The 25283-nt window shown below is 72.1% G+C and carries 21 protein-coding genes and 1 pseudogene; 19 read left to right on the forward strand and 3 right to left on the reverse strand.

Going from position 1 to position 25283, the window contains the following annotated elements; genetic code table 11:
* From VFJ21_12290 to VFJ21_12320, 7 genes are all read left to right on the forward strand, one after another.
* The coding region (locus VFJ21_12290; protein ID HET7407899.1) for a helix-hairpin-helix domain-containing protein at positions 1–584 on the forward strand (584 nt) is incomplete at its 5' end.
* A gap of 84 nt (positions 585–668) precedes the next feature.
* Entirely contained in the window at positions 669–2675 is a 2007-nt protein-coding gene (locus tag VFJ21_12295) for an EAL domain-containing protein (protein ID HET7407900.1), read from the forward strand.
* A gap of 5 nt (positions 2676–2680) precedes the next feature.
* Entirely contained in the window at positions 2681–2977 is a 297-nt protein-coding gene (gene gatC / locus VFJ21_12300) for an Asp-tRNA(Asn)/Glu-tRNA(Gln) amidotransferase subunit GatC (GenBank protein HET7407901.1), read from the forward strand.
* A 37-nt stretch (positions 2978–3014) separates the two neighbouring features.
* Positions 3015–4508, forward strand: a complete 1494-nt coding sequence (gatA, locus tag VFJ21_12305; GenBank protein HET7407902.1) for an Asp-tRNA(Asn)/Glu-tRNA(Gln) amidotransferase subunit GatA — start codon at positions 3015–3017, stop codon at positions 4506–4508.
* Entirely contained in the window at positions 4505–4705 is a 201-nt protein-coding gene (locus VFJ21_12310) for a hypothetical protein (GenBank protein HET7407903.1), read from the forward strand. Before gatA ends, VFJ21_12310 begins: the two co-directional genes overlap by 4 nt.
* Positions 4696–6195, forward strand: a complete 1500-nt coding sequence (gatB, locus tag VFJ21_12315; protein ID HET7407904.1) for an Asp-tRNA(Asn)/Glu-tRNA(Gln) amidotransferase subunit GatB — start codon at positions 4696–4698, stop codon at positions 6193–6195. Before VFJ21_12310 ends, gatB begins: the two co-directional genes overlap by 10 nt.
* 75 nt (positions 6196–6270) lie before the next feature.
* Positions 6271–6699, forward strand: coding sequence for a hypothetical protein (locus VFJ21_12320; GenBank protein ID HET7407905.1), 429 nt, complete (start codon positions 6271–6273; stop codon positions 6697–6699).
* Here the strand turns inward: VFJ21_12320 and VFJ21_12325 are convergent.
* Positions 6696–8861: an MMPL family transporter gene (locus VFJ21_12325; protein HET7407906.1), complete on the reverse strand. Its 2166-nt coding sequence runs from the start codon at positions 8859–8861 to the stop codon at positions 6696–6698. The two genes, VFJ21_12320 and VFJ21_12325, sit on opposite strands and share 4 nt — an antisense overlap.
* Positions 8862–8954: 93 nt before the next feature.
* Positions 8955–9842, reverse strand: coding sequence for an alpha/beta hydrolase (locus VFJ21_12330; protein ID HET7407907.1), 888 nt, complete (start codon positions 9840–9842; stop codon positions 8955–8957).
* A 19-nt stretch (positions 9843–9861) separates the two neighbouring features.
* Between VFJ21_12330 and ilvD the strand changes: the two genes are divergently transcribed.
* The 8 genes and pseudogenes from ilvD (at position 9862) to VFJ21_12370 (ending at position 19944) form a co-directional block, all read left to right on the forward strand.
* The gene (ilvD, locus tag VFJ21_12335) at positions 9862–11544 is read left to right on the forward strand and encodes a dihydroxy-acid dehydratase (GenBank protein ID HET7407908.1); all 1683 of its coding nucleotides are present in this window, start codon (positions 9862–9864) and stop codon (positions 11542–11544) included.
* Between the two features lie 58 nt (positions 11545–11602).
* Positions 11603–12223 (forward strand): pyridoxamine 5'-phosphate oxidase family protein, encoded by a 621-nt coding sequence (locus VFJ21_12340; protein HET7407909.1) that lies wholly within the window; start codon positions 11603–11605, stop codon positions 12221–12223.
* A 144-nt stretch (positions 12224–12367) separates the two neighbouring features.
* Positions 12368–14131, forward strand: a pseudogene (locus VFJ21_12345) (acetolactate synthase large subunit).
* Between the two features lie 2 nt (positions 14132–14133).
* A complete protein-coding gene (gene ilvN, locus VFJ21_12350) occupies positions 14134–14673 on the forward strand; it encodes an acetolactate synthase small subunit (protein ID HET7407910.1) in 540 nt (179 codons plus the stop codon).
* A 42-nt stretch (positions 14674–14715) separates the two neighbouring features.
* A complete protein-coding gene (gene ilvC, locus VFJ21_12355; GenBank protein HET7407911.1) occupies positions 14716–15711 on the forward strand; it encodes a ketol-acid reductoisomerase in 996 nt (331 codons plus the stop codon).
* A 27-nt stretch (positions 15712–15738) separates the two neighbouring features.
* The gene (locus VFJ21_12360) at positions 15739–17418 is read left to right on the forward strand and encodes an AarF/UbiB family protein (GenBank protein ID HET7407912.1); all 1680 of its coding nucleotides are present in this window, start codon (positions 15739–15741) and stop codon (positions 17416–17418) included.
* Positions 17419–17527: 109 nt separating this feature from the next.
* Positions 17528–19108 (forward strand): phosphoglycerate dehydrogenase, encoded by a 1581-nt coding sequence (serA, locus tag VFJ21_12365; GenBank protein HET7407913.1) that lies wholly within the window; start codon positions 17528–17530, stop codon positions 19106–19108.
* Positions 19105–19944, forward strand: coding sequence for an alpha/beta hydrolase (locus tag VFJ21_12370; protein HET7407914.1), 840 nt, complete (start codon positions 19105–19107; stop codon positions 19942–19944). The genes serA and VFJ21_12370 overlap by 4 nt, the downstream gene beginning before the upstream one ends.
* A 5-nt stretch (positions 19945–19949) precedes the next feature.
* Here VFJ21_12370 and VFJ21_12375 read toward each other — a convergent pair whose 3' ends face one another.
* On the reverse strand, positions 19950–20846 hold the full coding sequence (locus VFJ21_12375; protein ID HET7407915.1) for an alpha/beta hydrolase: 897 nt from the start codon (positions 20844–20846) through the stop codon (positions 19950–19952).
* Between the two features lie 165 nt (positions 20847–21011).
* Between VFJ21_12375 and leuA the strand changes: the two genes are divergently transcribed.
* The 4 genes from leuA (at position 21012) to VFJ21_12395 (ending at position 25279) form a co-directional block, all read left to right on the forward strand.
* Positions 21012–22694, forward strand: coding sequence for a 2-isopropylmalate synthase (gene leuA, locus VFJ21_12380; protein ID HET7407916.1), 1683 nt, complete (start codon positions 21012–21014; stop codon positions 22692–22694).
* 78 nt (positions 22695–22772) lie between these two features.
* A complete protein-coding gene (locus tag VFJ21_12385; protein ID HET7407917.1) occupies positions 22773–23816 on the forward strand; it encodes a 3-isopropylmalate dehydrogenase in 1044 nt (347 codons plus the stop codon).
* A gap of 46 nt (positions 23817–23862) precedes the next feature.
* The gene (gene ilvE / locus VFJ21_12390; protein HET7407918.1) at positions 23863–24789 is read left to right on the forward strand and encodes a branched-chain-amino-acid transaminase; all 927 of its coding nucleotides are present in this window, start codon (positions 23863–23865) and stop codon (positions 24787–24789) included.
* Between the two features lie 82 nt (positions 24790–24871).
* Positions 24872–25279: a CBS domain-containing protein gene (locus VFJ21_12395; protein ID HET7407919.1), complete on the forward strand. Its 408-nt coding sequence runs from the start codon at positions 24872–24874 to the stop codon at positions 25277–25279.
* The last annotated feature ends 4 nt before the right edge of the window (positions 25280–25283 follow it).

Raw genomic sequence — 25283 nt, forward strand, 5'->3', positions numbered from 1 at the left:
TGTCGGCCAACGCCCGCCGGCTGCTCGACCAGCTGCAGCGGGCCAAGGAACAGCCGCTGTGGCGGGTGCTGGTCGCGCTGTCGATCCGGCACGTCGGCCCGGAGGTGGCTCGCCCGCTCGCTCGCGAGTTCGGGGACCTCGAGGCGATCGCGACGGCGAGCCTCGAGACGTTGTCCGAGGTGGAGGGCGTCGGGCCGACGATCGCCCAGTCGCTGCTCGACTGGTTCGCCGTCGACTGGCATCGCGCGATCGTCGACAAGTGGCGGGCTGCCGGCGTGCGGATGAGCGAGGAGCGAGAGGAGGCCGGGCCGCGCCCGCTGGAGGGCGTGACGGTGGTCATCACCGGCTCCCTGGCCTCGCACTCGCGCGACTCGGCGACCGAGGCGGTGCAGGCCAGGGGCGGCAAGGTCGCCGGTTCGGTCAGCAAGAAGACGACGTTCGTCGTCGTCGGCGACGCACCCGGCTCGAAGTACGACAAGGCGGTCCAGCTCGGTGTGCCCGTGCTCGACGACGACGGTCTGCGGGTGCTCCTGCGCGACGGCCCCGAGGCCGCCGCGGCCGTGGCCCGCCCCCCGGAGGGCTGAGCCGCCGGATATGCGGCATTCGTCCGCGGCTCGCCGGATTCCGCTGGCCGGTCAAGCGCGACGCGGTGCCGGACACTCGCAGGCGTGCGCGCCCGACGTCCCAGCTTCGCGCGGCACGTCGGGCTCACCGCGGGCGCCGGCCTGCTGCTGACCGTGGCCGCCCTCACGCGGCTGGCGCCGGCCGACCTGCGCCGGATGGGCTGGAGCCTGGTCGTGCTGGCCGCGCTCGTCGCGCTGGCCGAGATCCGCCCGCTCGTGACACCGCGCACCAAGCAGGCCGGCGGGCTGCCGCTGTCCTCGGCGTTCGTCTTCGCGCTGCTGATCCACTGGGGCCTGCCGACCGCGTTGCTCGTGCAGGGGGTAGCCACCGTGGCCGCCGACCTGGCCCGCCGCCGTCCGGTGTGGCGCTCAGCCTTCGATGTCGGGCAGCAGGCCCTCGCCTGGTGCTCCGCCGCCATCGTCCTCGTACTGGCCGGGAGCCTCGGCTCGCCCGCGCACCCCGAGGTGCCGGCGGGCGCCGACCTGCCGGCGATCCTGGTGGCCGGCACCTGCTGCTTCCTCGTCAGCGAGATCCTCGTCGGCCGGGCGATCGCGGCCTACGACGGGAGCGCCGTGCGTGCCGCGGTGCGTGCCGACATCCGGTCCCGCGCCGCCACCGCCGGCACGCTGCTCGGCCTGGCGCCGGTCGTCGTGGTCGTCGTCGACCACGGGCCGGCCCTGGTGCCGCTGCTCGCGCTGCCGCTCGTCGCCGTCTACACGACGGCCGCCGTCTCGGTCGATCGGGACCACCAGGCGATGCACGACGCGCTGACCGGGCTGCCCAACCGCAAGCTGCTGCTGCAGCGCGCCGACGAGCAGCTGGCCGCAGCTCTCGCCGGTCACCGCACGGCCGCCCTGCTGTTGCTGGACCTCGACCGGTTCAAGGAGGTCAACGACACCCTCGGCCACCAGGTCGGCGACGACCTGCTGCAGCAGGTGGCGAGCCGGCTGATCGCGACCGTGCGCCCGCACGACACGGTGGCCCGGCTCGGCGGCGACGAGTTCGCCGTGCTGCTGCCGGCCATCGACCACCCGGGTCGCGCCCTCGACGTCGCGCAGCGGATGCGGCGCGCGTTGTCCGAGCCGTTCCGCCGGGGCGAGCTGACGTTCGACGTCGACGTCTCCGTCGGCATCGCGCTGTGCCCGCAGCACGGTGACGACGTGGCCGCGTTGCTGCAGCGGGCCGACGTCGCGATGTACCTCGCCAAGGAGACCGGGTCCGGTGTCGAGGTCTACGCGCCCGACCGTGACCGCCACTCGGCTGCGCGGCTGGAGATGCTCGGCGAGCTGCGCGAGGCCTTGGCCCGCGGTGAGGTCGTCGTCCACTACCAACCGAAGATCGACCTGCGCGACGGTGCGGTCAGCGGCGTCGAGGCACTGCTGCGCTGGCCGCACCCGACCCGCGGTCTGCTGAGCGCGGCGGAGTTCCTGCCGATGGCCGAGCAGGCCGGGCTCACTCGCGTGATCACGCCCTACGTGCTCGACGCGGCGACCGCGCAGGCGGCGCGCTGGTGGCAGACCGGTGTGCGGGTGCCGGTCGCGGTCAACGTCAGTGCGCGCGACCTCTACGACGGTCACCTCGCCGAGGTCGTCGGGGAGTGCATCGCCCGCCACGGCGTCCCGGGCAACGCATTGGCGCTCGAGGTGACCGAGAGCGTGCTGATGAGCGACCTGGCCCGGGCGGGGGAGACCCTGCACCGGCTGGCGGCGCTCGGCGTGGGCGTGTCGCTCGACGACTTCGGCACCGGCTACTCGTCATTGGTGCACCTCACCCAGCTGCCGGTGTCGGAGATCAAGGTCGACCGGTCGTTCGTGCACCGGATGGCCGCGCACGCCGGCGACGCGGCGATCGTGCGCACGATCGTCGATCTGGGCAGCGCCCTCGGCGTACGCGTCGTCGCCGAAGGCGTCGAGGACAGCGACGCCTGGGACCGGCTGGCCGTGCTCGGCTGCGACGCGGTGCAGGGGTGGTACGTCTCCGACGCGCTGCCCGCCGACGAGGTCACCGCCTGGTTGAGCAGAGTGGCGTCTGTCGGGGCCCACCTAGACTGACGCGCGTGGCAGGCATCACCCGAGCCGAGGTCGCGCACCTGGCGGGACTAGCGCGCATCGCGATGACCGACGACGAACTCGACCGCATGCCGGCGCAGCTCGACGTGATTCTGCAGGCGGTGGCGCGGGTCGCTGAGGTCGTCGACGACGACATCCCGCCGACGTCGCACCCGGTGCCGCTCAGCAACGTCTTCCGGCCCGACGAGGTGCGGCCGTCGCTGCCGCGCGAGCAGGTGCTCGCCGGTGCGCCGGACGCCGAGCACGACCGCTTCCGGGTGCCCCGGATCCTGGAGGAAGAGTGAACGCCGGCCGCGACGGCAGCGCCCCGGGACGGTCGACGTGACGGACCTGGTCCGGCTGACCGCCGACGAGCTGAGCCGGTGGATCGCCGCCGGCGAGGTCTCCTCGGTCGAGGTCACCCAGGCGCACCTCGACCGCATCGCCGCGGTCGACGAGCGCGTCCACGCGTTCCTGCACGTCGACGCCGAGGGTGCGCTGAGCGCCGCCCGCGCGGTCGACGACCGGCGCGCCGCGGGCGACCCGCTGCCCTCGCCGCTCGCGGGCGTCCCGCTCGCCCTCAAGGACGTGCTCACCCAGAAGGGCGTCCCGACGACCTGCGGCTCGCGGATCCTCGAGGGCTGGCGACCGCCGTACGACGCCACCGTCGTGCGCCGGCTCAAGGAGGCCGGCGTCGTCATCCTCGGCAAGACCAACATGGATGAGTTCGCGATGGGCTCGTCGACGGAGCACTCGGCGTTCGGGCCCACGCGCAACCCGTGGGACCTCGAGCGGATCCCCGGTGGGTCCGGTGGCGGTTCGGCGGCTGCCGTCGCGGCCTACGAGGCACCGCTCGCGATCGGCACCGACACCGGCGGCTCCATCCGTCAGCCGGCCGCGGTGACGGGCACCGTCGGTGCCAAGCCGACCTACGGCGGGGTCAGCCGCTACGGGCTCGTGGCGTTCTCCTCCAGCCTCGACCAGGCCGGCCCGTGCGCCCGGACGGTGCTCGACGCGGCGCTGCTGCACGAGCTCATCGCCGGTCACGACCCGCTCGACGGCACCAGCATCGACGCGCCGGTGCCCCCCGTCGTCGAGGCGGCGCGCGCTGCCGACGTCAGCGGCATGCGGGTCGGAGTCGTTCGCGAGTTCGCCGGCGAGGGCTACCAGCCGGGGGTCGAGGCGCGGTTCGCGGAAACCGTTGCCCTGCTGGAGGAGCTGGGAGCAAGCGTTGTCGAGGTGTCGTGCCCGCACTTCGCCTACGCACTCGCCGCCTACTACCTCATCGCGCCGAGCGAGGCGTCGAGCAACCTGGCCCGCTTCGACGGCATGCGCTACGGCCTGCGCGTCGGCGACGACGGCGAGGCCAGCGCCGAGGAAGTGATGGCACGCACCCGCGACGCCGGTTTCGGCGACGAGGTCAAGCGCCGGATCATCCTCGGCACCTATGCGCTGTCCGCCGGCTACTACGACGCCTACTACGGCTCGGCGCAGAAGGTGCGCACGCTGATCAGTCGCGACTTCGCCGCGGCCTACGAGCAGGCCGACGTGCTGGTCTCGCCGACGACACCGACCACGGCGTTCCCGCTCGGTGAGCGGCTCGCCGACCCGCTCGCGATGTACCTCGCCGACCTGTGCACGATCCCGGCCAACCTCGCCGGTGGAGCGGCGATGTCGATCCCGTGCGGTCGCTCCGACGACGGGCTGCCGGTCGGGTTCCAGGTCATGGCACCCGCGCTGGCCGACGAGCGGATGTACCGCGTAGCCGCCGCCGTCGAGGCCGCGCTGCTCGACCGGTGGAGCCACCCGCTGCTCGACGAGGCGCCGGCGCTGTGAACGTCCTCGGTCGTGGGGTCGACGCCGACCTCGTGCGGGCCGTGTCCGCCGTCCTCGCCGTCGCGCTGCTCCTGCTCGGCGTCCTCGTGGTCTCGGTGGCGGCGCTGGCGCTCGGCGCCCTCGCCGGGCTCGTCGCGCTGACACTGTTCCTGGTCCGGGCCGAGGACCGCCGCCACTCCGGGAGAGGATCCGCGTGACGACGACAGCCCTTCCGGCCTACGACGACGTGCTGACGCGCTGGGAGCCCGTGCTGGGCCTCGAGACCCACGTCGAGCTGGGCACCGCGTCGAAGATGTTCTGCGGGTGCGCGACGACGTTCGGCGCGGAGCCCAACACGCAGGTGTGCCCGACCTGCCTCGGGCTGCCCGGCTCGCTGCCGGTCACCAACGAGGCGGCGATCCGCTCGACGGTCCTCATCGGCCTGGCGCTCGGCTGCGACATCGCGTCGTGGTGCCGGTTCGCGCGGAAGAACTACTTCTACCCGGACATGCCGAAGGACTTCCAGATCTCGCAGTACGACGAGCCGCTGTGCACCGACGGGCACCTCGACGTCGAGGTCGGCGGGCGCACCTGGCGGGTCGACATCGAGCGGGTGCACCTCGAGGAGGACACCGGCAAGACCCTGCACGTGGGCGGCGCGACCGGGCGCATCCACGGCGCCGACCACTCGCTGGTCGACTACAACCGGGCCGGGATCCCGCTGGTCGAGATCGTCACCCGGCCGGTCGTCGGGGCGGGCGCGGAGGTCGCGCGGGCCTACGTCGCCGAGCTGCGCGACCTGCTGCGGACGCTCGGCGTATCCGACGTACGCATGGAGCAGGGGTCGCTGCGCTGCGACGTCAACGTCTCGCTGCGACCGCGCGGCGAGCAGCGGCTCGGCACCCGCAGCGAGACCAAGAACGTCAACTCCCTGAGGTCGGTCGAGCGGGCGGTCCGGCACGAGGTCGAGCGGCAGGCGGCGGTGCTCGAGTCGGGCGGCCGGGTGGTGCAGGAGACCCGGCACTGGCACGAGGACACCGGCATCACGACCTCCGGGCGGAGCAAGGAGACTGCGGAGGACTACCGCTACTTCCCCGAGCCCGACCTGGTGCCCCTCGCTCCTGCCCGCGAGTGGGTCGAGGAGCTGCGGGCCACGCTGCCGGAGCTGCCCGCGGCCCGGCGGGCGCGGCTGCGCTCCGAGTTCGGCTACAGCGACCTCGACATGGAGCAGATGACCAACGCGGGCGTGCTCGACCTCGTCGCGGCCACGGTGGCGGAGGGGGCGTCGGCCGACGACGCCCGTGGCTGGTGGCTCGGCTACCTGGTGGGTCAGGCCAACGAGCGCGGCATCGAGCCGGCCGATCTCGCCATCACGGCGGCGCAGGTCGCCCGCGTGGCCGGCCTGGTGGCCACGGGCACGCTGACGGCGGCGCTGGCTCGGCAGGTCGTCGAGGGCGTGCTCGCCGGCGAGGGCGAGCCGGAGCGGGTGATCGAGGCCCGCGGCCTTCGGGTCGTGTCCGACACCGGTGCGCTCGACGCGGCCATCGACGAGGCGATCGCCGCGCAGCCGGACGTGGCCGAGAAGATCAGGGCCGGCAACGCCAAGGCGGTCGGCCCGCTGGTCGGCGCGGTCATGAAGGCGACCAAGGGCCAGGCCGACGCCGCCCGGGTGAGCCGGATGATCCTGGAGCGCCTGTCCGGCAGCTGAGGATGGCCATGGCGTCTCCGGCCGATCGGCGGTAGGTTCCGGCGATCCGAGCACGGAGGGGGCCGTGTGATGAGGATGCAACGACCCTTCGCGGCGCCCGACCACGTGCTCAGCCGCCGGGAGTGGCGCCGGTTGGGGCGCCGGGCTCAGCGGGCCCACGACGACGAGCAGCTGGCCCGGCTGCGTGAGCTGGCGCGGGTCGCGGCGCCGGTGCTGTTCGTCGAGACGTTCGACGACCGGGCCGCCGCCCGCCTGACCCTGCCCGAGGCCCTGGTGCTGATGGTCGGCGTCTCGCCCCGCGGCCTGGGCATCCTGGGCGACGTCGCGGCCCGCGGCCCCGCCCGGTTCGCGGACGCCGGTCGCTACCTGGAGCACTGGTGGGTGGAGGTCGACGCAGGTGAGCGGCAGACCGTCCTCGCGCCACGCCTGCGGCTGGTGCCGACCGGTGAGGACGACGGCGAGGTCGTGCCCTTCAGGGGAGCGGGCCTGTGGGAGGACTACTAGGCAGACCGGCCGGCGGTACCGACGAGCTCGTGGGCCGGCGGGGTGGGCACCTCTCGCACGCGCAGTAGCCGGGCGAGCGGCGACGGGAACCACCAGTTCCAGCGACCGAACAGGCTGACCAGCGCCGGCAGCAGCAGCGCCCGCACGATCGTCGCGTCGAGCAGGATGCCGGCGCCGAGGCCGGTGGCCATCACCTTCAGGTCGGTCTGCGGCGCCGACGCCAGCGAGGCGAACGCCAGGAACAGGATCAGCGCGGCGCTGGTCACCAGCCGCCCGGTGCGACCCAACCCCTCGATCACGGCTTCGTCGGTCGACGCGCCGCGGTCCACCGCCTCGCGCATGCGGGCCAGGATGAAGACCTCGTAGTCCATCGAAAGGCCGAACAGGAACGCGAAGACCATCAGCGGCACCCAGAACGTGATCGCCCCCGTGCCCGCGATGCCGAAGACGGCGTCGGACCCGTGGCCCTGCTGCCAGAACCACGTCATGAGCCCGAACGTCGCCGCCATCGAGACGAGGTTGAGCGCGATCGCCTTGAGCGGCAGCACGATCGACCGGAACGCCCGTGCCAGCAGCAGGAACGTCAGCAGCGCGATGATGGCGAACATCAGCGGGAAGTTGCCGAAGACCGCGTGCTGGTAGTCGAGCTGGACCGCACCGTCGCCGGCGATCCCCACGACGCCGGGCATCCCGTCGAGGGCGTCGCGAGCCGCCTTGACCGGGCCGATCGTGAGGTTGTTGACCGTGGCGTCGCGAGCGATGCCGAGCACGATCGTGGTGCCGTCGCGGTTGCTGCTCGCGTCGGTCGGGACCGCAACGCTCACGATGCCCGGCACCTTCGCGAGGCGGTCGGCAGCGGCCTGGGCGTGGCCGCGGTCGACGAGCACCTCGAGCGGCGTGAGGACGCCGCCGGGCACCCCGCCGTCCTGCAGGCGCTGGTAGGCCGCATGAGCCGGCCCGGTCTTGGCCAGCGCGTCCACCCCGGTCTCACCGGTGGTCAGGGAGAAGACCGGGACGATCAGCACGGCGAGGACGGCGAGCGCGGCGCCGGCGGCCACCCAGCGTCCGCGCACGACGGTCCGCGCCCAGGCGGTCCAGCCACGGCTCGCGGCGTCCTCGTGGCGGATCCGCGGCCAGTCCACCCGCGGCCCGATGCCGCCGAGCATCGCCGGCAGCAGCGTCAGGGTGACGGCGGTCGAGACCAGCGGGATCAGCATGCCGCCGTAGCCCACGCTGCGCAGACCGGGCGCCGGCAGCACGACGAGCGCGAGCAGGCCGATCGCGACGGTGAGTCCCGACAGCAGCACCGCGCGGCCGGCCGTCGCCATCGCCGTGCGCACGGCCGTGTGGTTGTCGGCGCCCCGTTGCCGCTCCTCCCGCCAGCGTGTCACCACGAGCAGCGAGTAGTCGATCGCGACGCCGAGCCCGATCAGCGAGACGAGGAACTGCACGATGAACGACACGTCGACGAGGTAGGTCAGCCCCAGGACGACGAGCAGCGTCGACGTGATGGCGACCGCGGCGATCAGCAGCGGTACGAACGCCAGCAGCGAGGCGAACACGAAGGCGAGCACCGCCAGCGCGCCGAGCCCGCCGAACAGCGTCTCCACCAGCACGCCCGGGCCCTCGGTGTGGCCACCGGTCGCCAGCTCGCCGAGGCCGGTCGCCCCCACCGTGTAGCCGGGCGGCAGCGCGCCGCGCACGATCCCGGCCGCCGCCTCGGACGGCAGCTTCGCCGAGAAGCTGGCCGGCATCGGCGCGAAGACCATGGCGTACGTCGTATGCCCGCCGGTCGTGCGGAAGACCGCGTCGTGGGTGGTCGCGAAGTCGACGACACGCAGGTCGGGACGGGCGGCTCGCAGCCGGTCGAAGGCGCCGGCGACCGCCTGGTCATCGAGCCCGGCACCGGTCGGCCCGGTGACCGTCACGAGCGACGGATCGGTCAGGCCGCCGTTGCCGTAGTCGTGCACGATCTGCTTCGCCGTCTCGTAGCCGGGCTGGCCGGGCAGCGAGAAGTCGACGGTCAGCCGGTTCGAGACGTGGCTCGCGCCCGCCGCGCCCGCCAGGAAGGCGACGATCCAGAAGGCCGTGACCAGCCGGCGGTGGTGGAGGACCCAGTCGGCGACGCGCGCGAGCGTGCCGGAGGCGACGGTGTCGGACATGTGGCGTTTCCCCCGGGGAGGTAGAGGCGTCGTGTAGTAGACCGCACGCGCGGTACGGCGCACAGCGATTTGGACGTCGCCTGGATCAGGAACTCATCGCAGGTCGCTGCGGTCGGCGAGCTCGCCGACCCAGCGGGCGATCTCGTCGGGGTACTCCAGCGGCAGGAAGTGCGAGCCCGGCAGGATCTTGATCTCCGCGTGCGGGATCTGCGCCGCCGCCTCGACCATGTCGCCGACGAACGTGAGCACGTCGTAGCGCCCGGCCACCATCGTCACCGGCATCTCGAGCGTCGTCAGGTCGATCGGCGCGTGGTCCTGCGCGCCGAGGGCGAGCGTGAAGTACCAGCGGAAGTCGTGCGTGCGGAACTCCCGCAGGGCCGGGATCAGCCGCTCCGGTCTCGCGGCGGGCAGCAGGAAACCCGAGTGGTTGATGACGCTGGCGGTCGCCGTGTTCAGCGGGATCGTGCGGGCCAGCGCGTTGAGGGCCGGTCCGACCGCCCGCATGGCGCGGGCCGCGGCGACGCCGCTGTCGTGCCGGATCGCGCGCGGCACCCGCATGAGCCCGAACATCGCCTGGAACATCCCGCCCGGGACCCCGGCGACCGCCATGAGGCCGGCGACCCGGTCCGGGTGTTGCCGGGCGAACTCGAAGCCGACGCTCACGCCCATCGACCAGCACGGCACGATCGCCCGCTCGATCCCTTCGTGATCCATCAGCGCGAGCAGGTCACCGACGTGGTCGTCGATGCGGACCCGGCCCGGGTCCTGCGGCCGGCCCCCGCCGCCGGTGCCGCGGTAGTACCACGTGCAGACCCGGAAGCCGCTGTCCCCGCGACAGAGGGCCGGCCACGCCTCGGGAGACGTGCCGAGGCCGTTGCTGATGACGACGGGGACGCCCGTGCCGTCGTTGCGCCACCCGCGCACCCGGGTGCCGTCGAGGCTCTCGAAGTCGAACTTCCCCATGGCGGGTGATCGTTCCATGCGCCGTAAAGTCCCTTGTATGAGCAAGCCGGACCGCAAGCCCCGCAGCCGCGACGTCACCGACGGGCTGGAGAAGGCCGCCGCCCGCGGCATGTTGCGCGCGGTCGGCATGACCGACGACGACTGGGACAAGCCGCAGATCGGCATCGCGTCGTCGTGGAACGAGATCACCCCGTGCAACCTGTCCCTCGACCGGCTGGCGCAGTCGGCTAAGGAGGGCGTGCACGCGGCCGGCGGCTACCCGCTGGAGTTCGGCACGATCTCGGTGTCCGACGGCATCTCGATGGGTCACGAGGGCATGCACTTCTCGCTGGTCTCGCGTGAGGTCATCGCCGACTCGGTCGAGACCGTCACGATGGCCGAGCGGTTCGACGGCTCGGTGCTGCTCGCCGGCTGCGACAAGTCGCTGCCGGGCATGCTGATGGCCGCGGCCAGGCTCGACCTTGCAGCCGTGTTCCTCTACGCCGGGACGACGCTGGCCGGTCACGTCGGCGACCGTGACAACATCACGATCATCGACGCGTTCGAGGCGGTCGGTGCCTGCGCCCGCGGCCTGATCACCAGGGAGGAGGTCGACGCGGTCGAGCGGGCGTTCTGCCCCGTCGAGGGTGCCTGCGGCGGCATGTACACCGCCAACACGATGGCCAGCGCCGCCGAGGCTCTCGGCATGTCGCTGCCCGGCAGCGCGTCGCCGCCCGCGCCGGACCGACGCCGCGACGGCTTCGCCCGGCGGTCGGGAGAGGCGGTGGTCGCCCTGATCGACCGCGGCATCACCGCGCGCCAGATCATGACCAAGCCGGCGTTCGAGAACGCCATCAGCGTCGTCATGGCGCTCGGCGGCTCGACCAACGCGGTGCTGCACCTGCTCGCGATCGCGCACGACGCCGGGGTCGACCTCACCCTCGACGACTTCAACCGCGTCGGCGACCGGGTGCCGCATCTGGCCGACATGAAGCCGTTCGGGCGTTACGTCATGGCCGACTTCGACCGCATCGGCGGCGTACCGGTCGTCATGAAGGCGCTGCTCGACGCCGGTCTGCTGCACGGTGACGCGCTCACGGTCACCGGGCGGACCGTCGCGGAGAACCTCGCCGACATCGCCCCGCCCGACCCCGACGGCGCGATCATCCGCGCCCGCGACAAGCCGATGCACAAGACCGGCGGGCTCACGATCCTGCGCGGGTCGCTCGCCCCCGACGGCGCGGTCGTCAAGACCGCGGGATTCGACCGGGCGGTCTTCGAGGGCCCCGCGCGGGTCTTCGACTACGAGCAGGGCGCGATGGACGCGGTCACCGGCGGGTCGCTGCAGGCCGGCGACGTCATCGTCATCCGCAACGAGGGCCCGAAGGGCGGGCCCGGCATGCGCGAGATGCTCGCGGTCACCGGGGCCATCAAGGGTGCCGGGCTCGGCAAGGACGTGCTGCTGCTCACCGACGGTCGCTTCTCCGGCGGTACGACGGGCCTGTGCGTCGGCCACGTCGCCCCCGAGGCCGCGCACGGCGGGCCGATCGCGCTCGTGCAGGACGGCGACCGCATCCGCATCGACATCAGCGAGCGCACCCTCGACCTGCTCGTCGACGAGGCCGAGCTCGAGCGGCGCCGGGCCGACTGGAAGCCGCTGCCGGCGCGCTACGAGACCGGCGTGCTCGCCAAGTACGCCAAGCTCGTCGGCTCGGCCGCCCAAGGCGCGGTCACCGACTGACCGCTCGCGGAGATCGTCAGGCCACACCGCAGCAGCAGTCGGGATAGCCTTGGTTACCGTGGCCAAGACGTACGACGGCATCGACGCGCGGCTGCGTGCGTTCATCGCCGCGCAACACGTGTTCTTCGTCGCGACCGCCCCGAGCGGGGGCGACGGCCACGTCAACGTCTCGCCGAAAGGCACGCCCGGCACGTTCGTGGTGTTCGACGAGCGCAGGGTCGGCTACCTCGACCTGACCGGCAGCGGCGCCGAGACCGCCGCGCACTTGCGCGACAACGGCCGCATCACCGTGATGTTCTGCTCCTTCGACGGGCCGCCCAAGGTGCTGCGGCTGCACGGCACCGGCCGGTTGGTCGTCCCCGACGACGGCGACTGGCCAGGCCTCGCGGCTCGCTTCCCGGACCACCGGGGCGCCCGGGCCATCGTCGTCGTCGACGTGCAGCGGGTCTCCGACTCCTGCGGCTACGGCCTCCCGATCCTGGCCTTCCAGGGAGAGCGGGACCTGCTCGACCAGTGGACCGACCGCAAGGACGACGCGACACTCGTCGACTACCGGTTGCGACACAACACCCACAGCATCGACGGGCTCGACGCGCTCCCCGTCCAGACGCCGCTGCCGACAGCTCACCATGAGACGAGCGTCTCGACCGGCGAGACGCCATCTCGCCTCGGCGGTTGACAAGCCGGCCGTGTATGCGTCAACGTCGAAGGGTGCGAACCCGCATTCTCGTAGTTATGCAGCGCGCCGGCTGACCTCGTCCGCCCGCGCGCTACCCCTCCGTGCTCTGCACGAGGGGTTTTTTGTTGCCCGTATGAACCCTCGAGCAGGAAGCCAGTCATGACCGACCAGATCACCGGAGCCCAGTCGTTGGTGCGTGCCCTCGAGGCAGTCGGCGTCGAGGTCGTCTTCGGCATCCCCGGAGGGGCCATCCTGCCGGCGTACGACCCGCTCTTCGACTCCACGAAGCTGCGGCACGTGCTCGTCCGCCACGAGCAGGGGGCGGGCCACGCGGCCACCGGCTACGCGCAGGCCACCGGCCGGGTGGGCGTGTGCATGGCGACGTCCGGCCCGGGCGCCACCAACCTCGTCACGCCGATCGCCGACGCGTGGATGGACTCCGTGCCGATCGTGGCGATCACGGGCCAGGTGCCCTCGGCAGCGATCGGGTCGGATGCCTTCCAGGAAGCCGACATCTGCGGCAGCACGATGCCGATCACCACCCACAACTGGCTGGTGCAGCGCGCCGACGACATCCCGCGGGTCATCGCCGAGGCGTTCCACGTCGCGTCGACCGGGCGGCCCGGACCGGTGCTCGTCGACATCACCAAGGACGCGCTGACGGCGTCGACGACGTTCCGCTGGCCGGTCGAGATGGACCTGCCCGGCTATCACCCGGTGACCAAGCCGCACGGCAAGCAGGTGCGCGAGGCGGCGCGGCTCATGGTCGAGGCCAAGCGCCCGGTGCTCTACGTCGGTGGGGGCATCCTCAAGGCCCACGCGTCCGACGAGCTGCGCCAGCTCGCCGAGCTGACCGGCATCCCGGTCGTCACGACGCTGATGGCCCGGGGCGCGTTCCCCGACTCGCACCCGCTGCACATGGGCATGCCCGGCATGCACGGCGGCGTGGGCGCGGTGGCCGCGCTCCAGAAGGCCGACCTGCTGGTGGCGCTGGGCTCCCGGTTCGACGATCGGGTCACCGGCAAGCTCGACACGTTCGCGCCCGACGCGGCGATCGTGCACGTCGACATCGACCCGGCCGAGATCTCCAAGAACCGCGTCGCCGACGTGCCGATCGTGGGCGATGCGAAGGAGACGCTGACCGAGCTGATCACGGCTGTGCAGGCCGAGCACGCCAACGGCCACACCGGCGACTACGAGGCGTGGTGGCGCCAGCTCGACGGCTGGCGCAAGACCTACCCGCTCGGCTTCGAGCAGCCGGCCGACGGTCTGCTCGCGCCGCAGTACGCGATCGAACGCATCGGCACGCTCACCGGTCCCGACGCCATCTACGTCGCGGGCGTCGGCCAGCACCAGATGTGGGCCAGCCAGTTCATCCGCTACGAGCACCCCTACACCTGGCTCAACTCCGGCGGCCTCGGCACGATGGGCTACGCCGTCCCGGCCGCGATGGGCGCCAAGCTCGGCATGCCGGACAAGATCGTGTGGTGCATCGACGGCGACGGCTGCTTCCAGATGACCAACCAGGAGCTGGCCACCTGCGTGATGGACAAGATCCCGATCAAGGTGGCGGTCATCAACAACGGCTCGCTCGGCATGGTGCGCCAGTGGCAGACGCTGTTCTACGGCCAGCGCTACTCCAACACCGACCTCAAGCGCGGCGCCCGGCCTGTGCCCGACTTCGTCAAGCTCGCCGACGCCTACGGCTGCGTCGGCCTGCGCTGCGACAACGCCGGTGACGTCGACTCGGTCATCGAGAAGGCGCTGGCCATCAACGACGTGCCGGTGCTCGTCGACTTCGTCGTCTCACCTGACGCGATGGTCTGGCCGATGGTGCCCGCCGGCACCAGCAACAGCGACATCCGCATCGCGCGCGACACCGCGCCGGACTGGGACCGGGAGGACTAACGATGAGCAGGCACACGCTGTCGGTCCTGGTGGAGAACAAGCCCGGTGTGCTCGCCCGGGTGGCGGCGCTGTTCTCCCGCCGCGGGTTCAACATCGAGTCGCTCGCGGTCGGTCCCACCGAGCACCCCGACGTCTCGCGCATGACGATCGTCGTCAACGTCGAGGAGTCGCCGCTCGAGCAGGTGACGAAGCAGCTCAACAAGCTGGTCAACGTCATCAAGATCGTCGAGCTCGAGTCGTCGGCCTCGGTGCAGCGCGAGCTGCTGCTGGTCAAGGTCAAGGCGGACCTGGCGACCCGCTCGCACGTGCTCGAGACCGTGCAGCTGTTCCGCGCCAAGGTCGTCGACGTCGCGCCGGACGCCGTGACGATCGAGGCGACCGGCAGCTCGGACAAGCTCGACGCCTTCCTGCGCGTGCTCGAGACGTTCGGGGTCCGCGAACTGGTGCAGTCGGGCATGGTCGCCGTCGGCCGCGGGCCGCGCTCGATCACCGACCGCACGCTGCGTCCGGTCGACCGGCCGCCGGCCGAGCGCACGGCCTGACCGACAATCATTCGCGAACCCACCCAGTGAAAGGGATCATCGGTGGCTGAGATCTTCTACGACGACGACGCGGACCTCTCGCTCGTCCAGGGCCGCAAGGTCGCCGTGCTCGGCTACGGCAGCCAGGGGCACGCGCACGCGCTCTCGCTCAAGGACTCCGGCGTCGACGTACGCGTCGGCCTGCCGGAGACCTCGAAGAGCCGCGCGCAGGCCGAGAGCGACGGCCTGCCGGTCGCGACACCGGCCGAGGCGTGCGCGCAGGCCGACCTGGTCATGGTGCTCGCTCCCGACACCGTGCAGCGCAGCCTCTACGCCGAGGCGATCGAGCCCAACCTGCAGGACGGCGACGCGCTGTTCTTCGCGCACGGGTTCAACATCCGCTTCGACTACATCAAGCCGCCGGGCGGCGTCGACGTCTGCATGGTCGCGCCCAAGGGACCGGGCCACCTGGTGCGCCGGCAGTTCGTCGAGGGCCGGGGCGTGCCCTGCCTGGTCGCGGTGGAGCAGGACGCCGGCGGGCAGGCACTTCCGCTTGCGCTGTCCTACGCCAAGGGCATCGGGGGCACCCGGGCCGGCGTCATCAAGACGACGTTCACCGAGGAGACCGAGACCGACCTGTTCGGCGAGCAGGCGGTGCTGTGCGGCGGCGCCTCCGCGCTCGTGCAGGCCGGTTTCGAGACGCTGACCGAGGCGGGCTACCAGCCCGAGGTCGCCTACTTCGAGTGCCTGCACGAGCTCAAGCTCATCGTCGACCTGATGTACGAAGGCGGCCTGGCGAAGATGCGCTGGTCGATCTCCGACACCGCGGAGTACGGCGACTACAGCCGCGGCCCGCGGGTGGTCACCCCGCAGACGAAGCAGGAGATGAAGAAGATCCTCGGGGAGATCCAGGACGGCACGTTCGCCCGTGAGTGGATCGCCGAGGACGACGCCGGTCGCCCGCAGTTCAACGCCTGGCGGCAGCAGGGTGCCGAGCACCCGATCGAGGAGGTCGGCGGCCGGCTGCGCTCGCTGATGAGCTGGATCCGTGAGGACTAGGTAGACACAACGGGGTAACAGAGGGTCGTGGCCCTGACCATCGACCCTCGACACCTGCGCCGCTACCGGGACATCGCCCGCCTGCTGGTCAAGTACGGCCGCAGCGACGTGGTCCAGGCGGCCGGGCTCGACGCGGTGCTGCGCGACGAGCAGGCCGCCCCCGGCGAGATGGAGACCGCCGAGCACCTCGCGGCGGACCTGGAGGCGATGGGCCCGACGTTCGTGAAGCTCGGGCAGCTGCTGTCGTCGCGGGTGGACCTCCTGCCCAGCACCTACACCGACGCGCTCAGCCGGCTCCAGGACAGCCTCGAGCCGTTCTCGTTCGACGAGGTCGAGGACGTCGTCACCAGCGAGCTCGGGGTGCGGCTCGCGCGCGCCTACGCCGACTTCGACGAGAAGCCGATGGCGGCGGCCTCGCTGGGGCAGGTGCACCGGGCGGTCCTGCGGAGCGGCGACGAGGTCGTCGTGAAGGTGCAGCGGCCAGGCGTACGCCGCACCGTCGCCGACGACATGGACGTCCTCGGCGAGATCGCGGAGTTCCTCGACGAGCACTCCGCGGCAGCGGCGCGCTTCGCGTTGACCGGCCTGCTGGAGGAGTTCCGGCGCTCGCTGCTCGACGAGCTCGACTACCGGCGCGAGGCCTCCAACCTGGTCCGGCTCGGCGAGATCGTGGCCGACCGGCCGCGGCTCGTCGTACCCCGGCCCTACGACGGGCTGACCACCAGCCGGGTGCTGACGATGGAGCGGATGCGGGGCCACAAGGTCACCGAGCTCAACCCCGTGGTGCTCACCGACATCGACGGGCCGACGCTCGCCGCCGACCTCGTCGCGGGCTACCTCGACCAGATCCTCGTCGCCGGCTTCTTCCACGCCGATCCGCACGCCGGCAACCTGCTGCTGCTCGACGATGCGCGGCTGGCGCTGCTGGACCTGGGGCAGGTGGCCCGCCTCGACGAGCGGATGCGCGGCCGGCTCGTGCGCATGCTGCTCGCCGTCGCCGAGGGCAAGAGCGGCGAGGTCGCGAGCATCGCCGCGGAGATGTGCGAGCGGATGCCGTCGTACGACGACCGGCTCCTGCGCCGGCAGATTGCCGACCTCGTCGATCGCGCCACCCGCGAACAGTCGGAGATGCAGGCCGGATCCGTGGTCCTGCACCTCACCCAGGTCTGCGGCGCCGCGGGCCTGCGACCGCCGCCTGCGCTGGCGATGGTCGGCAAGGCGTTGCTCAGCCTCGACGAGGTCGCCCGCACGCTCGACCCGCACTACCGGCCGGTCGAGGTGCTGCGCGAGCACACGGTCGCGCTCGTGCGCTCCGGGCTGCGGCCGAGCCTCGAAGGCACGTTCTCGGCGATGCTGCAGACGAAGGACCTCGTCGAGCAGCTGCCGGGCCGGGTCAACCGCGTGATGGCTGCCCTCGCCGACGGCGACCTGCGGGTGCGGGTGCAGGCCTTCGACGAGAAGGAGTTCCTCGACGGGCTGCACCGGATGGCCAACCGGGTCGCGACCGGTCTGGTGGTCGCCGCGCTGGTCGTGGGCGCGGCCGTCCTGTCACAGGTGCACTCGACCTCGACGATCCTCGGCTACCCGAGCGTCGCGTTCATCTTCTTCCTCATCGCCGCGGTCGCCGGCCTGGTGCTCGTCGTCTCGATCGTGTGGTCCGACCGCCGGATGCGCGCCCGCTACACCCGCTCGAGGGACCGCTCCTGACCGATCCGGCGGACATCGTGAAAGCTTTCACAAGCGGCCGGTTAGACTCTGCGGTGACACTCCCGCTGCGTCCCGAGGGATCCCCGTGACCGCTCCCACTCGTCCCGTCGTGCTCGTCGCCGAGGAGCTGGCCCCGGCCGCGCTCGCGGTGCTGTCCGGAGACTTCGAGGTGCGCCACTGCGACGGCGCCGACCGCTCGGCGTTGCTGCCGGCGATCGCCGACGTCGACGCGCTGATCGTCCGCAGCGCCACCAAGGTCGACGCCGAGGCGCTCGCCGCGGCCAAGCGCCTGCAGGTGGTGGCCCGCGCCGGCGTCGGTCTCGACAACGTCGACGTCGAGGCGGCCACCGCCCGCGGCGTACTCGTGGTCAACGCACCGACGTCCAACATCGTCTCCGCGGCCGAGCACGCCGTCGCGCTGCTGCTGGCCGCCGCGCGCCACATCCCCGACGCCAACTCCAGCCTGCACTCGGGGGAGTGGAAGCGGTCGAAGTTCACCGGGCTCGAGGTCACCGACAAGACCGTCGGCGTAGTCGGCCTCGGCCGCATCGGCGTGCTGTTCGCGCAGCGCATGAGCGCGTTCGGCACCCGGTTGCTGGCCTACGACCCCTACGTCCCCGCTGCCCGCGCCGCGCAGATCGGCGTCACGCTCGTCACCCTCGACGAGCTGTTGCGGGAGAGCGACTTCGTCTCGGTCCACCTGCCCAAGACGCCGGAGACGCTCGGCCTCATCGGCGAGCGCGAGCTGGCTCTGATGAAGCCGACGGCGATCCTCGTCAACGCTGCGCGCGGCGGCCTCGTCGACGAGCACGCACTCGCGCAGGCGCTCAAGGCCGGGGTGATCGGGGGCGCCGCGATCGACGTCTTCGCCAGCGAGCCGTGCACCGAGTCACCGCTGTTCGAGTTCGACAACGTCGTCGTGACGCCGCACCTCGGCGCCTCGACCGTCGAGGCGCAGGACAAGGCGGGGCTCGCCGTCGCGCGCAGCGTCAAGCTGGCCCTGCAGGGGGAGTTCGTCCCCGACGCGGTCAACGTGCAGGCGGGCGGCAGCGTCGCCACCGACGTGCGGCCCGGACTGCCGCTGATGGAGAAGCTGGGCCGCATCTTCACCGGCCTTGCCGGCCACGTCGCGAGCAGCATCACCGTCGAGGTGCGCGGCGAGATCGCGCGCAACGACGTCAGCGTGCTGCAGCTCGCCGCCCTCAAGGGAGTCTTCGCCGACGTCGTCGAGGAGCAGGTCTCCTACGTCAACGCGCCGTTGCTGGCCAAGGACCGCGGCGTCGAGGTCCAACTGTTCACGACCGAGGAGAGCCCCGACTACCGCAACCTGCTCACCGTCCGGGGGACGCTGCCCGATGGCAAGGAGGTCTCGGTCTCCGGCACGCTGTCGGGCCCGCGCCAGGTCGAGAAGGTCACCGAGGTCAACGGTTTCGACGTCGAGCTGGTCCCGACCCAGCACATGCTCTTCTTCCGCTACGAGGACCGGCCCGGGGTCGTCGGCACCGCCGGCAACGTGCTCGGCAACGCGGGCGTCAACATCGCGAGCATGCAGGTGGCCCGCACGTCGCAGGGCGGCGAGGCGCTGATGGCGCTGACCGTCGACGGCGGGGTCGACCCGGCGACGCTCGAGGAGATCGCCCGCGAGATCGGCGCCGAGCAGGTCCGCGCGGTCGACCTGGTCGACGCGTGATCTTCAGCTCCTACGACCGGGCGCGCCTGTCGGTCGAGCTCGTCGGCGAAGGCCCGACGGTCATCTGCCTGCCCGGTGGCCCCGGGCGCGCGGCCGCCTACCTGGAGGACCTCGGAGGGCTGGGCGCGTCGCGTCGCCTCGCGCTGCTCGACGGCCGCGGCTCGGGTCGCTCGCCCTTCCCCGACGACCCGGCGACGCTCGCCTTCCCGGCGCAGGCCGGCGACGTCGAGGCGCTGCGCGCCGAGCTCGGCGTCGACAAGGTCACCGTCCTCGGGCACTCCGCCGGCACGCTCGTCGCGATGGCCTACGCCGCGGCGCACGCCGACCGGCTGGAGGCGCTGGTGCTCGTCACGCCGACCGGCCGGATGCACGGCGTCGACCACCCCGACGTCGCGGCGATCCGCGCGGCCCGCTCCGGCGAGCCGTGGTACGCCGAGGCGCACGAGGCCGAGCAGCAGATGGCCGACGCCCCGCGGGGCATGCAGGCCGAGCTGGAGAAGGCGCAGCGGCCGTTCTTCTACGGCAGCTGGGACGACCGGGTGCAGGAGCACGCGGCGTCCGCCGACCGGCAGATGTCGCCGCGCGCCACGCTCGGCTTCGCCCCGCCGCCGGGCTTCGACGCGCAGACGATCCTCAGCCCGCTCTCGCAGGTGACCGCGCCGGTCCTCGTCGTCGCCGGCTCGCGCGACGGGCTCACCGGCGTCGAGGCCGCCCACGCCGTCGCGCGCGGCTTCCCCAATGCCGAGACGGCGGTGCTCGAGGGCGCCGGTCACTTCCCCTGGGTCGACGAGCCCGACGCGTTCCGTACGGCGGTGCTCGACTTCCTCGATCGCTGAGCGGGTCAGCCCCGCGCCAGCAGCTCGTCGAGGATCTCGGGCTCGCGGTGGTAGCCGGCCAGGTGCCCGTCGTCCTCGCCGAACAGCCGCAGCTCCGCGTGTGGAAGCCGGTCGACCAGCCTCCGGGCCGCTGACAGCGGCGCGTTCACATCGCCCGGGGCGTGCCACCAGGTGATCGAGGTCTGCACCGCCTCGACGTCGACATCGGCCCAGTCGCGCTCGATGGCCAGCGCCTCGTCGACCCATCCGTCGACGCCCTGGGCGAGCGCCTCCCGGGTGGCGAGGACGATCGATGCCTGCCAACCCGGGTCGGCCATCACCCGCTTGTCCGCCTCAGGAGCGGTGGCCATCAACCCGCTCAACGCCGTGAGCGGATCGGCGCGCATCGGCTCCCGATACGACTCGAGCAGCGCGGTGAGGCCGGCCACGTCACCGCCGCGCACCAGCCGGTAGGACTCCTGGTTGACCGGGATCATCTGGGCGACCTCGTCGTCCTGCAGCGGTGCGGCTCCCACGAGGACCGTCAGCGCCCGCACCCGGTCGGGGTGGCGGGCGGCGAACGCGAGCTCGTGCGGCGCCGCGCCGCTGCCGCCCAGCACGAAGACGCTCTCGACGCCGACCTCGTCGAGGATCGCGGCCAGGTCGTCGGCGTGCTCGGCGAACCCACGACCCGGCAGCCTCGTGGAGGCGCCGAACCCGGGTCGCTCCGTCGTGATCGCCCGCAGGTTCCGCTCCACCCAGGGGCTGCGGTCGGCGCGGATGGTGAAGCGGGAACCCGGCGTGCCCGGCACCCGCAGCAGCGGCGTGCCCGCGGCCGGTCCCCAGTCGGTCCAGGCGACGACCCGACCGTCCGGCCGCGTCAGCCGCCGGTCGCGGACACCGTCGAGCACGCTGGCCTCCATGGCCGAAGCCTGGCATGCGCGTCCGGCCATGCGTTAGTCTGATCGTGATGTTCGCGAGCCTGCTCCTTAGCCGCCGCAGCGGGGTCTGACAGCCGAAGACCGGCCCCTCCGCTGCGGGACTCGCGCGTGCCGGTCGTCCAGGTGTCGAGACCGAGGAGCACATCCATGCCGGGCATGCCCGCCGCACATCGTTACCAGCCGTTCGCACCCATCGACATCCCCGACCGCACCTGGCCGGGCAAGGTCATCACCGCGCCGCCGCTCTGGTGCAGCGTCGACCTCCGGGACGGCAACCAGGCACTGATCGACCCCATGGACGCGCAGCGCAAGCTGCGGATGTTCGACCTGCTCGTGTCCATGGGCTACAAGGAGATCGAGGTCGGGTTCCCGGCCGCGAGCCAGACCGACTTCGACTTCATCCGCATGCTGGTCGAGACCGACCGGGTCCCCGACGACGTCACGGTCCAGGTGCTCACCCAGGCCCGCGAGGAGCTGATCGAGCGCAGCTGCGAGTCGCTGGCCGGCTTCCGCGGCACCGCGCTCATCCACCTCTACAACTCCACCTCGACCCTGCAACGACGGGTGGTCTTCGGCCTCGATCGTGACGGCATCAAGGACATCGCCGTACGCGGGGCGCAGTGGTGCCAGAAGTACGCCGACGAGCTGCTGGGCGGCACCGACGTGCGCTGGCAGTACAGCCCCGAGTCGTTCACCGGGACCGAGCTCGACTACGCGGTCGAGGTCTGCGAAGCGGTGATGGACGTCTGGGAGCCGAGCCCCGAGCGCAAGGTCGTGCTGAACCTGCCGGCCACCGTCGAGATGGCGACGCCCAACGTCTACGCCGACCAGATCGAGTGGTTCGGCCGCAACGTCGCCCGCCGCGACTCCGTCGTACTCAGCCTGCACCCGCACAACGACCGCGGCACCGCGGTCGCGGCCGCCGAGCAGGGCGTCATGGCCGGCGCCGACCGGGTCGAGGGGTGCCTGTTCGGCAACGGCGAGCGCACCGGCAACGTCTGCCTGGTGACGCTGGGGCTCAACCTGTTCAGCCAGGGCATCGACCCGGGCATCGACTTCAGCGACATCGACGAGATCCGCCGAACGGTCGAGCACTGCAACCAGCTGCCCGTGCACCCGCGCCACCCCTACGGCGGCGACCTGGTCTACACGGCGTTCTCCGGCTCCCACCAGGACGCCATCAAGAAGGGCTTCGAAGCCCTCGAGCGCGACGCGGCCGAGGCCGGCGTGCCGGTCGACGAGTTCCGCTGGGAGGTGCCCTACCTGCCCATCGACCCGCACGACGTGGGCCGCAGCTACGAGGCGGTCATCCGGGTCAACTCGCAGTCCGGCAAGGGCGGCGTCGCCTACGTGCTGAAGAACGACTACCACCTCGACGTGCCGCGCCGGATGCAGATCGAGTTCGCGCGGGTCGTGCAGCACCTCGCCGACGACGAGGGCGGCGAGGTAGCGCCGAAGCAGATCTGGGAGCTCTACGAGCAGACCTACCTGGAGCACGGCGCGGTGCGGCTGCTCGGCTACACCGTCGACTCCGGCGACGTCGACCACATCACCGCACGGGTCGAGGTCGACGGCGCGGAGCACGAGATCGCCGGGGCCGGCAACGGTCCGATCGCGGCGTTCGTGCACGCACTCGGCCAGATCGGCATCGACGTGCGGGTGCTCGACTACCACGAGCACGCGACCGGCGCCGGCGAGGAAGCGCAGGCCGCGTCCTACCTCGAGGTCGCCGTCGACGACCGCGTGCTGTGGGGCTGCGCGATGCATCCGAGCATCACCACCGCCTCGCTGGGCGCCCTCGTGAGCGCCGTCAACCGCGCCCGCCGCTAACGCAGGGGCGGCCGGTCCGCGGTGCGCACCACCACCGGCCGGCCGTCGCCCGGCGGCGGATAGGTACCGTTGCCGCCCGTGAGCCGCACCCTCCGACTGGCAGTCATCCCCGGCGACGGCATCGGCACCGAGGTCGTCGCCGAGGGCCTCAAAGTCCTCGACGCGGTCGCGCCCGCCCACGGCCTGACCGTCGAGACGACCGGCTACGACCTCGGCGCCAAGCGCTGGCACGAGACCGGCGAGACGCTGCCCGACTCCGTGCTCGGCGAGCTCTCGACGGCCGACGCGATCCTGCTGGGCGCGGTGGGTGACCCCACCGTCCCGTCGGGCGTGCTCGAGCGCGGCCTGCTGTTGAAGCTGCGGTTCGCCTTCGAGCACGCGGTCAACCTGCGGCCGGTCAAGCTCTACCCGGGTGTCACCAGCCCCGTGACGGCCGGCACGCCCGAGAGCATCGACATGGTCGTCGTACGCGAAGGGACCGAGGGGCCCTACGCCGGCGTCGGCGGCTTCCTGCGCGGCGGCACCTCGCAGGAGATCGCCACCGAGCAGAGCCTCAACACCCGCTTCGGCGTGGAGCGGGTGGTGCGTGACGCGTTCCGCCGCGCCGACGGCCGGCGCAGGAAGCTCACGCTGGTGCACAAGACCAACGTCCTCACCCACGCCGGGTCGCTGTGGTTGCGGACCGTCGACGCGGTGAAGGTCGACTTCCCCGACGTCGACGTCGACTACGTCCACGTCGACGCGGCCTGCCTCTACTTCGTCACCCAGCCCGAGCGCTTCGACGTCGTCGTCACCGACAACCTGTTCGGCGACATCGTCACCGACCTCGGTGCCGCGATCGCCGGTGGCATCGGGCTGGCGGCGAGCGGCAACCTCAACGTCGACGGCACCGCTCCGAGCATGTTCGAGCCGGTGCACGGCAGCGCCCCCGACATCGCCGGGCAGGGCAAGGCCGACCCGACCGCCACCGTGCTCTCCGTCGCACTGCTGCTCGACCACGTCGGCTGCCCGGAGGCTGCGCGCAAGGTCGAGGCCGCCGTCGCCGACGACCTCGCCACGCGCGGCACCGCGCCGCGCAGCACCGCCGAGATCGGCGACGCGCTCGCGGCCCGCGTGGGCTGACTGTCTGGGATACTCGGAGGGCTGACGCCGTCGAAGGAGACCTCCCATGCCGCTCACGCCTACCCGGAAGATCTGGATGGAAGGCGAGCTGGTCGACTGGGACGACGCACGTATTCACGTGCTCAACCCGTCGCTGCACTACGGCTGGGGCGTCTTCGAGGGCATTCGCGCCTACGCCACCGACCGCGGCCCCGCGGTCTTCCGGCTGACCGAGCACATCGAGCGGCTGTTCCGCTCGGCGCACATCTACATGATGGAGCCCCGCTGGTCGGTCGCCGACATCGTCGCGGCCACCAAAGAGACGGTGCGGGTCAACGAGATCGAGTCGTGCTACATCCGGCCGCTGCTCTACCTCGACTACGGCGAGATGGGGCTCAATCCGCTGCCCAGCCGCACGGTCGCCTCGATCGCCTGCTGGCCGTGGGGCGCCTACCTCGGCGACGAGGCGGCCAACAAGGGCGTGCGCGCGGTCGTGAGCAGCTGGCAGCGCATCGGCCACAACACGATCCCGCCCGCGGGCAAGGCGACCGGGCAGTACATCAACTCGTCCCTCGCCAAGGTCGCCGCGCTCAAGGCCGGCTACGACGAGGCGATCATGCTGACCCCCGGCGGCAACATCGCGGAGGGCTCCGGCGAGAACATCTTCTGCGTCTACGGGCGCCGGCTCATCACCCCGCCGCTCGTCGACGGCGTGCTCGCCGGGCTGACCCGCGACGCGGTGATGACGATTGCCCGTGACGAGGGCTACGAGGTCGTCGAGGCGACGCTCACCCGGGCCGACCTCTACCTCGCCGACGAGGCGTTCTTCACCGGCACCGCCGCCGAGATGGTGCCGCTCGTCGAGGTCGACGACCGCGCGGTCGGCTCCGGCAAGCCCGGCCCGGTCACCCGGCACCTGCTCGAGCTCTTCCAGCAGGCCACCGTCGGCAAGCTGGACCGCTACAAGCTGTGGAACGAATTCGTCTCGGAGTAGCAGGTCCCTGGCCTTCCCCTGGCGGCTTCCCTAAACAGCGCCGCGCTGCCTACGATCCTCGGCACGACCCGGGAGGTGGGCCATGCAGGTGCGCGACGGCATGAGCACGGACGTGGTCTCGATCGGTCCCGCGCACACGCTGCGCGAGGCCGCCAAGATCATGTCGGACCGGCGGGTGGGTTCGGCGGTCGTCCTCGACGGTGACACCGACCATCCGGGGATCCTCACCGAGCGCGACATCCTCGCGAGCCTCGCAGCCGGCCAGGACCCCGACGCCGAGAAGGTCGGCGACCATCTCACCGAGGACATCGTCGTCGGCGCGCCCGACTGGAGCGTGCACCAGGCGGCGGAGACGCTGGTACGCCGCAGCTGGCGGCACCTCGTCGTGTGCGAGGGCGACGACGTGGTCGGGATCCTGTCGGTGCGTGACGTCGTCCAGCTCTGGGTCGAGGATCGTTTATCGGGCGGTGTCGCGGCGTCATCCGCGTAGCATG

The organism is Mycobacteriales bacterium, assembly GCA_035690485.1.
Lineage (GTDB): Bacteria > Actinomycetota > Actinomycetes > JAFAQI01 > DASSKL01 > DASSKL01.

Coding starts and splice junctions, on each gene's coding strand:
- VFJ21_12320 (HET7407905.1), top strand. CDS start 6,271: ATGCAACGACCCTTCGCGGCGCCCGACCACGTGCTCAGCCGCCGGGAG.
- VFJ21_12325 (HET7407906.1), bottom strand. CDS start 8,861: ATGTCCGACACCGTCGCCTCCGGCACGCTCGCGCGCGTCGCCGACTGG.
- VFJ21_12330 (HET7407907.1), bottom strand. CDS start 9,842: ATGGAACGATCACCCGCCATGGGGAAGTTCGACTTCGAGAGCCTCGAC.
- ilvD (HET7407908.1), top strand. CDS start 9,862: ATGAGCAAGCCGGACCGCAAGCCCCGCAGCCGCGACGTCACCGACGGG.
- ilvN (HET7407910.1), top strand. CDS start 14,134: ATGAGCAGGCACACGCTGTCGGTCCTGGTGGAGAACAAGCCCGGTGTG.
- VFJ21_12375 (HET7407915.1), bottom strand. CDS start 20,846: ATGGAGGCCAGCGTGCTCGACGGTGTCCGCGACCGGCGGCTGACGCGG.
- leuA (HET7407916.1), top strand. CDS start 21,012: ATGCCGGGCATGCCCGCCGCACATCGTTACCAGCCGTTCGCACCCATC.
- ilvE (HET7407918.1), top strand. CDS start 23,863: ATGCCGCTCACGCCTACCCGGAAGATCTGGATGGAAGGCGAGCTGGTC.
- VFJ21_12395 (HET7407919.1), top strand. CDS start 24,872: ATGCAGGTGCGCGACGGCATGAGCACGGACGTGGTCTCGATCGGTCCC.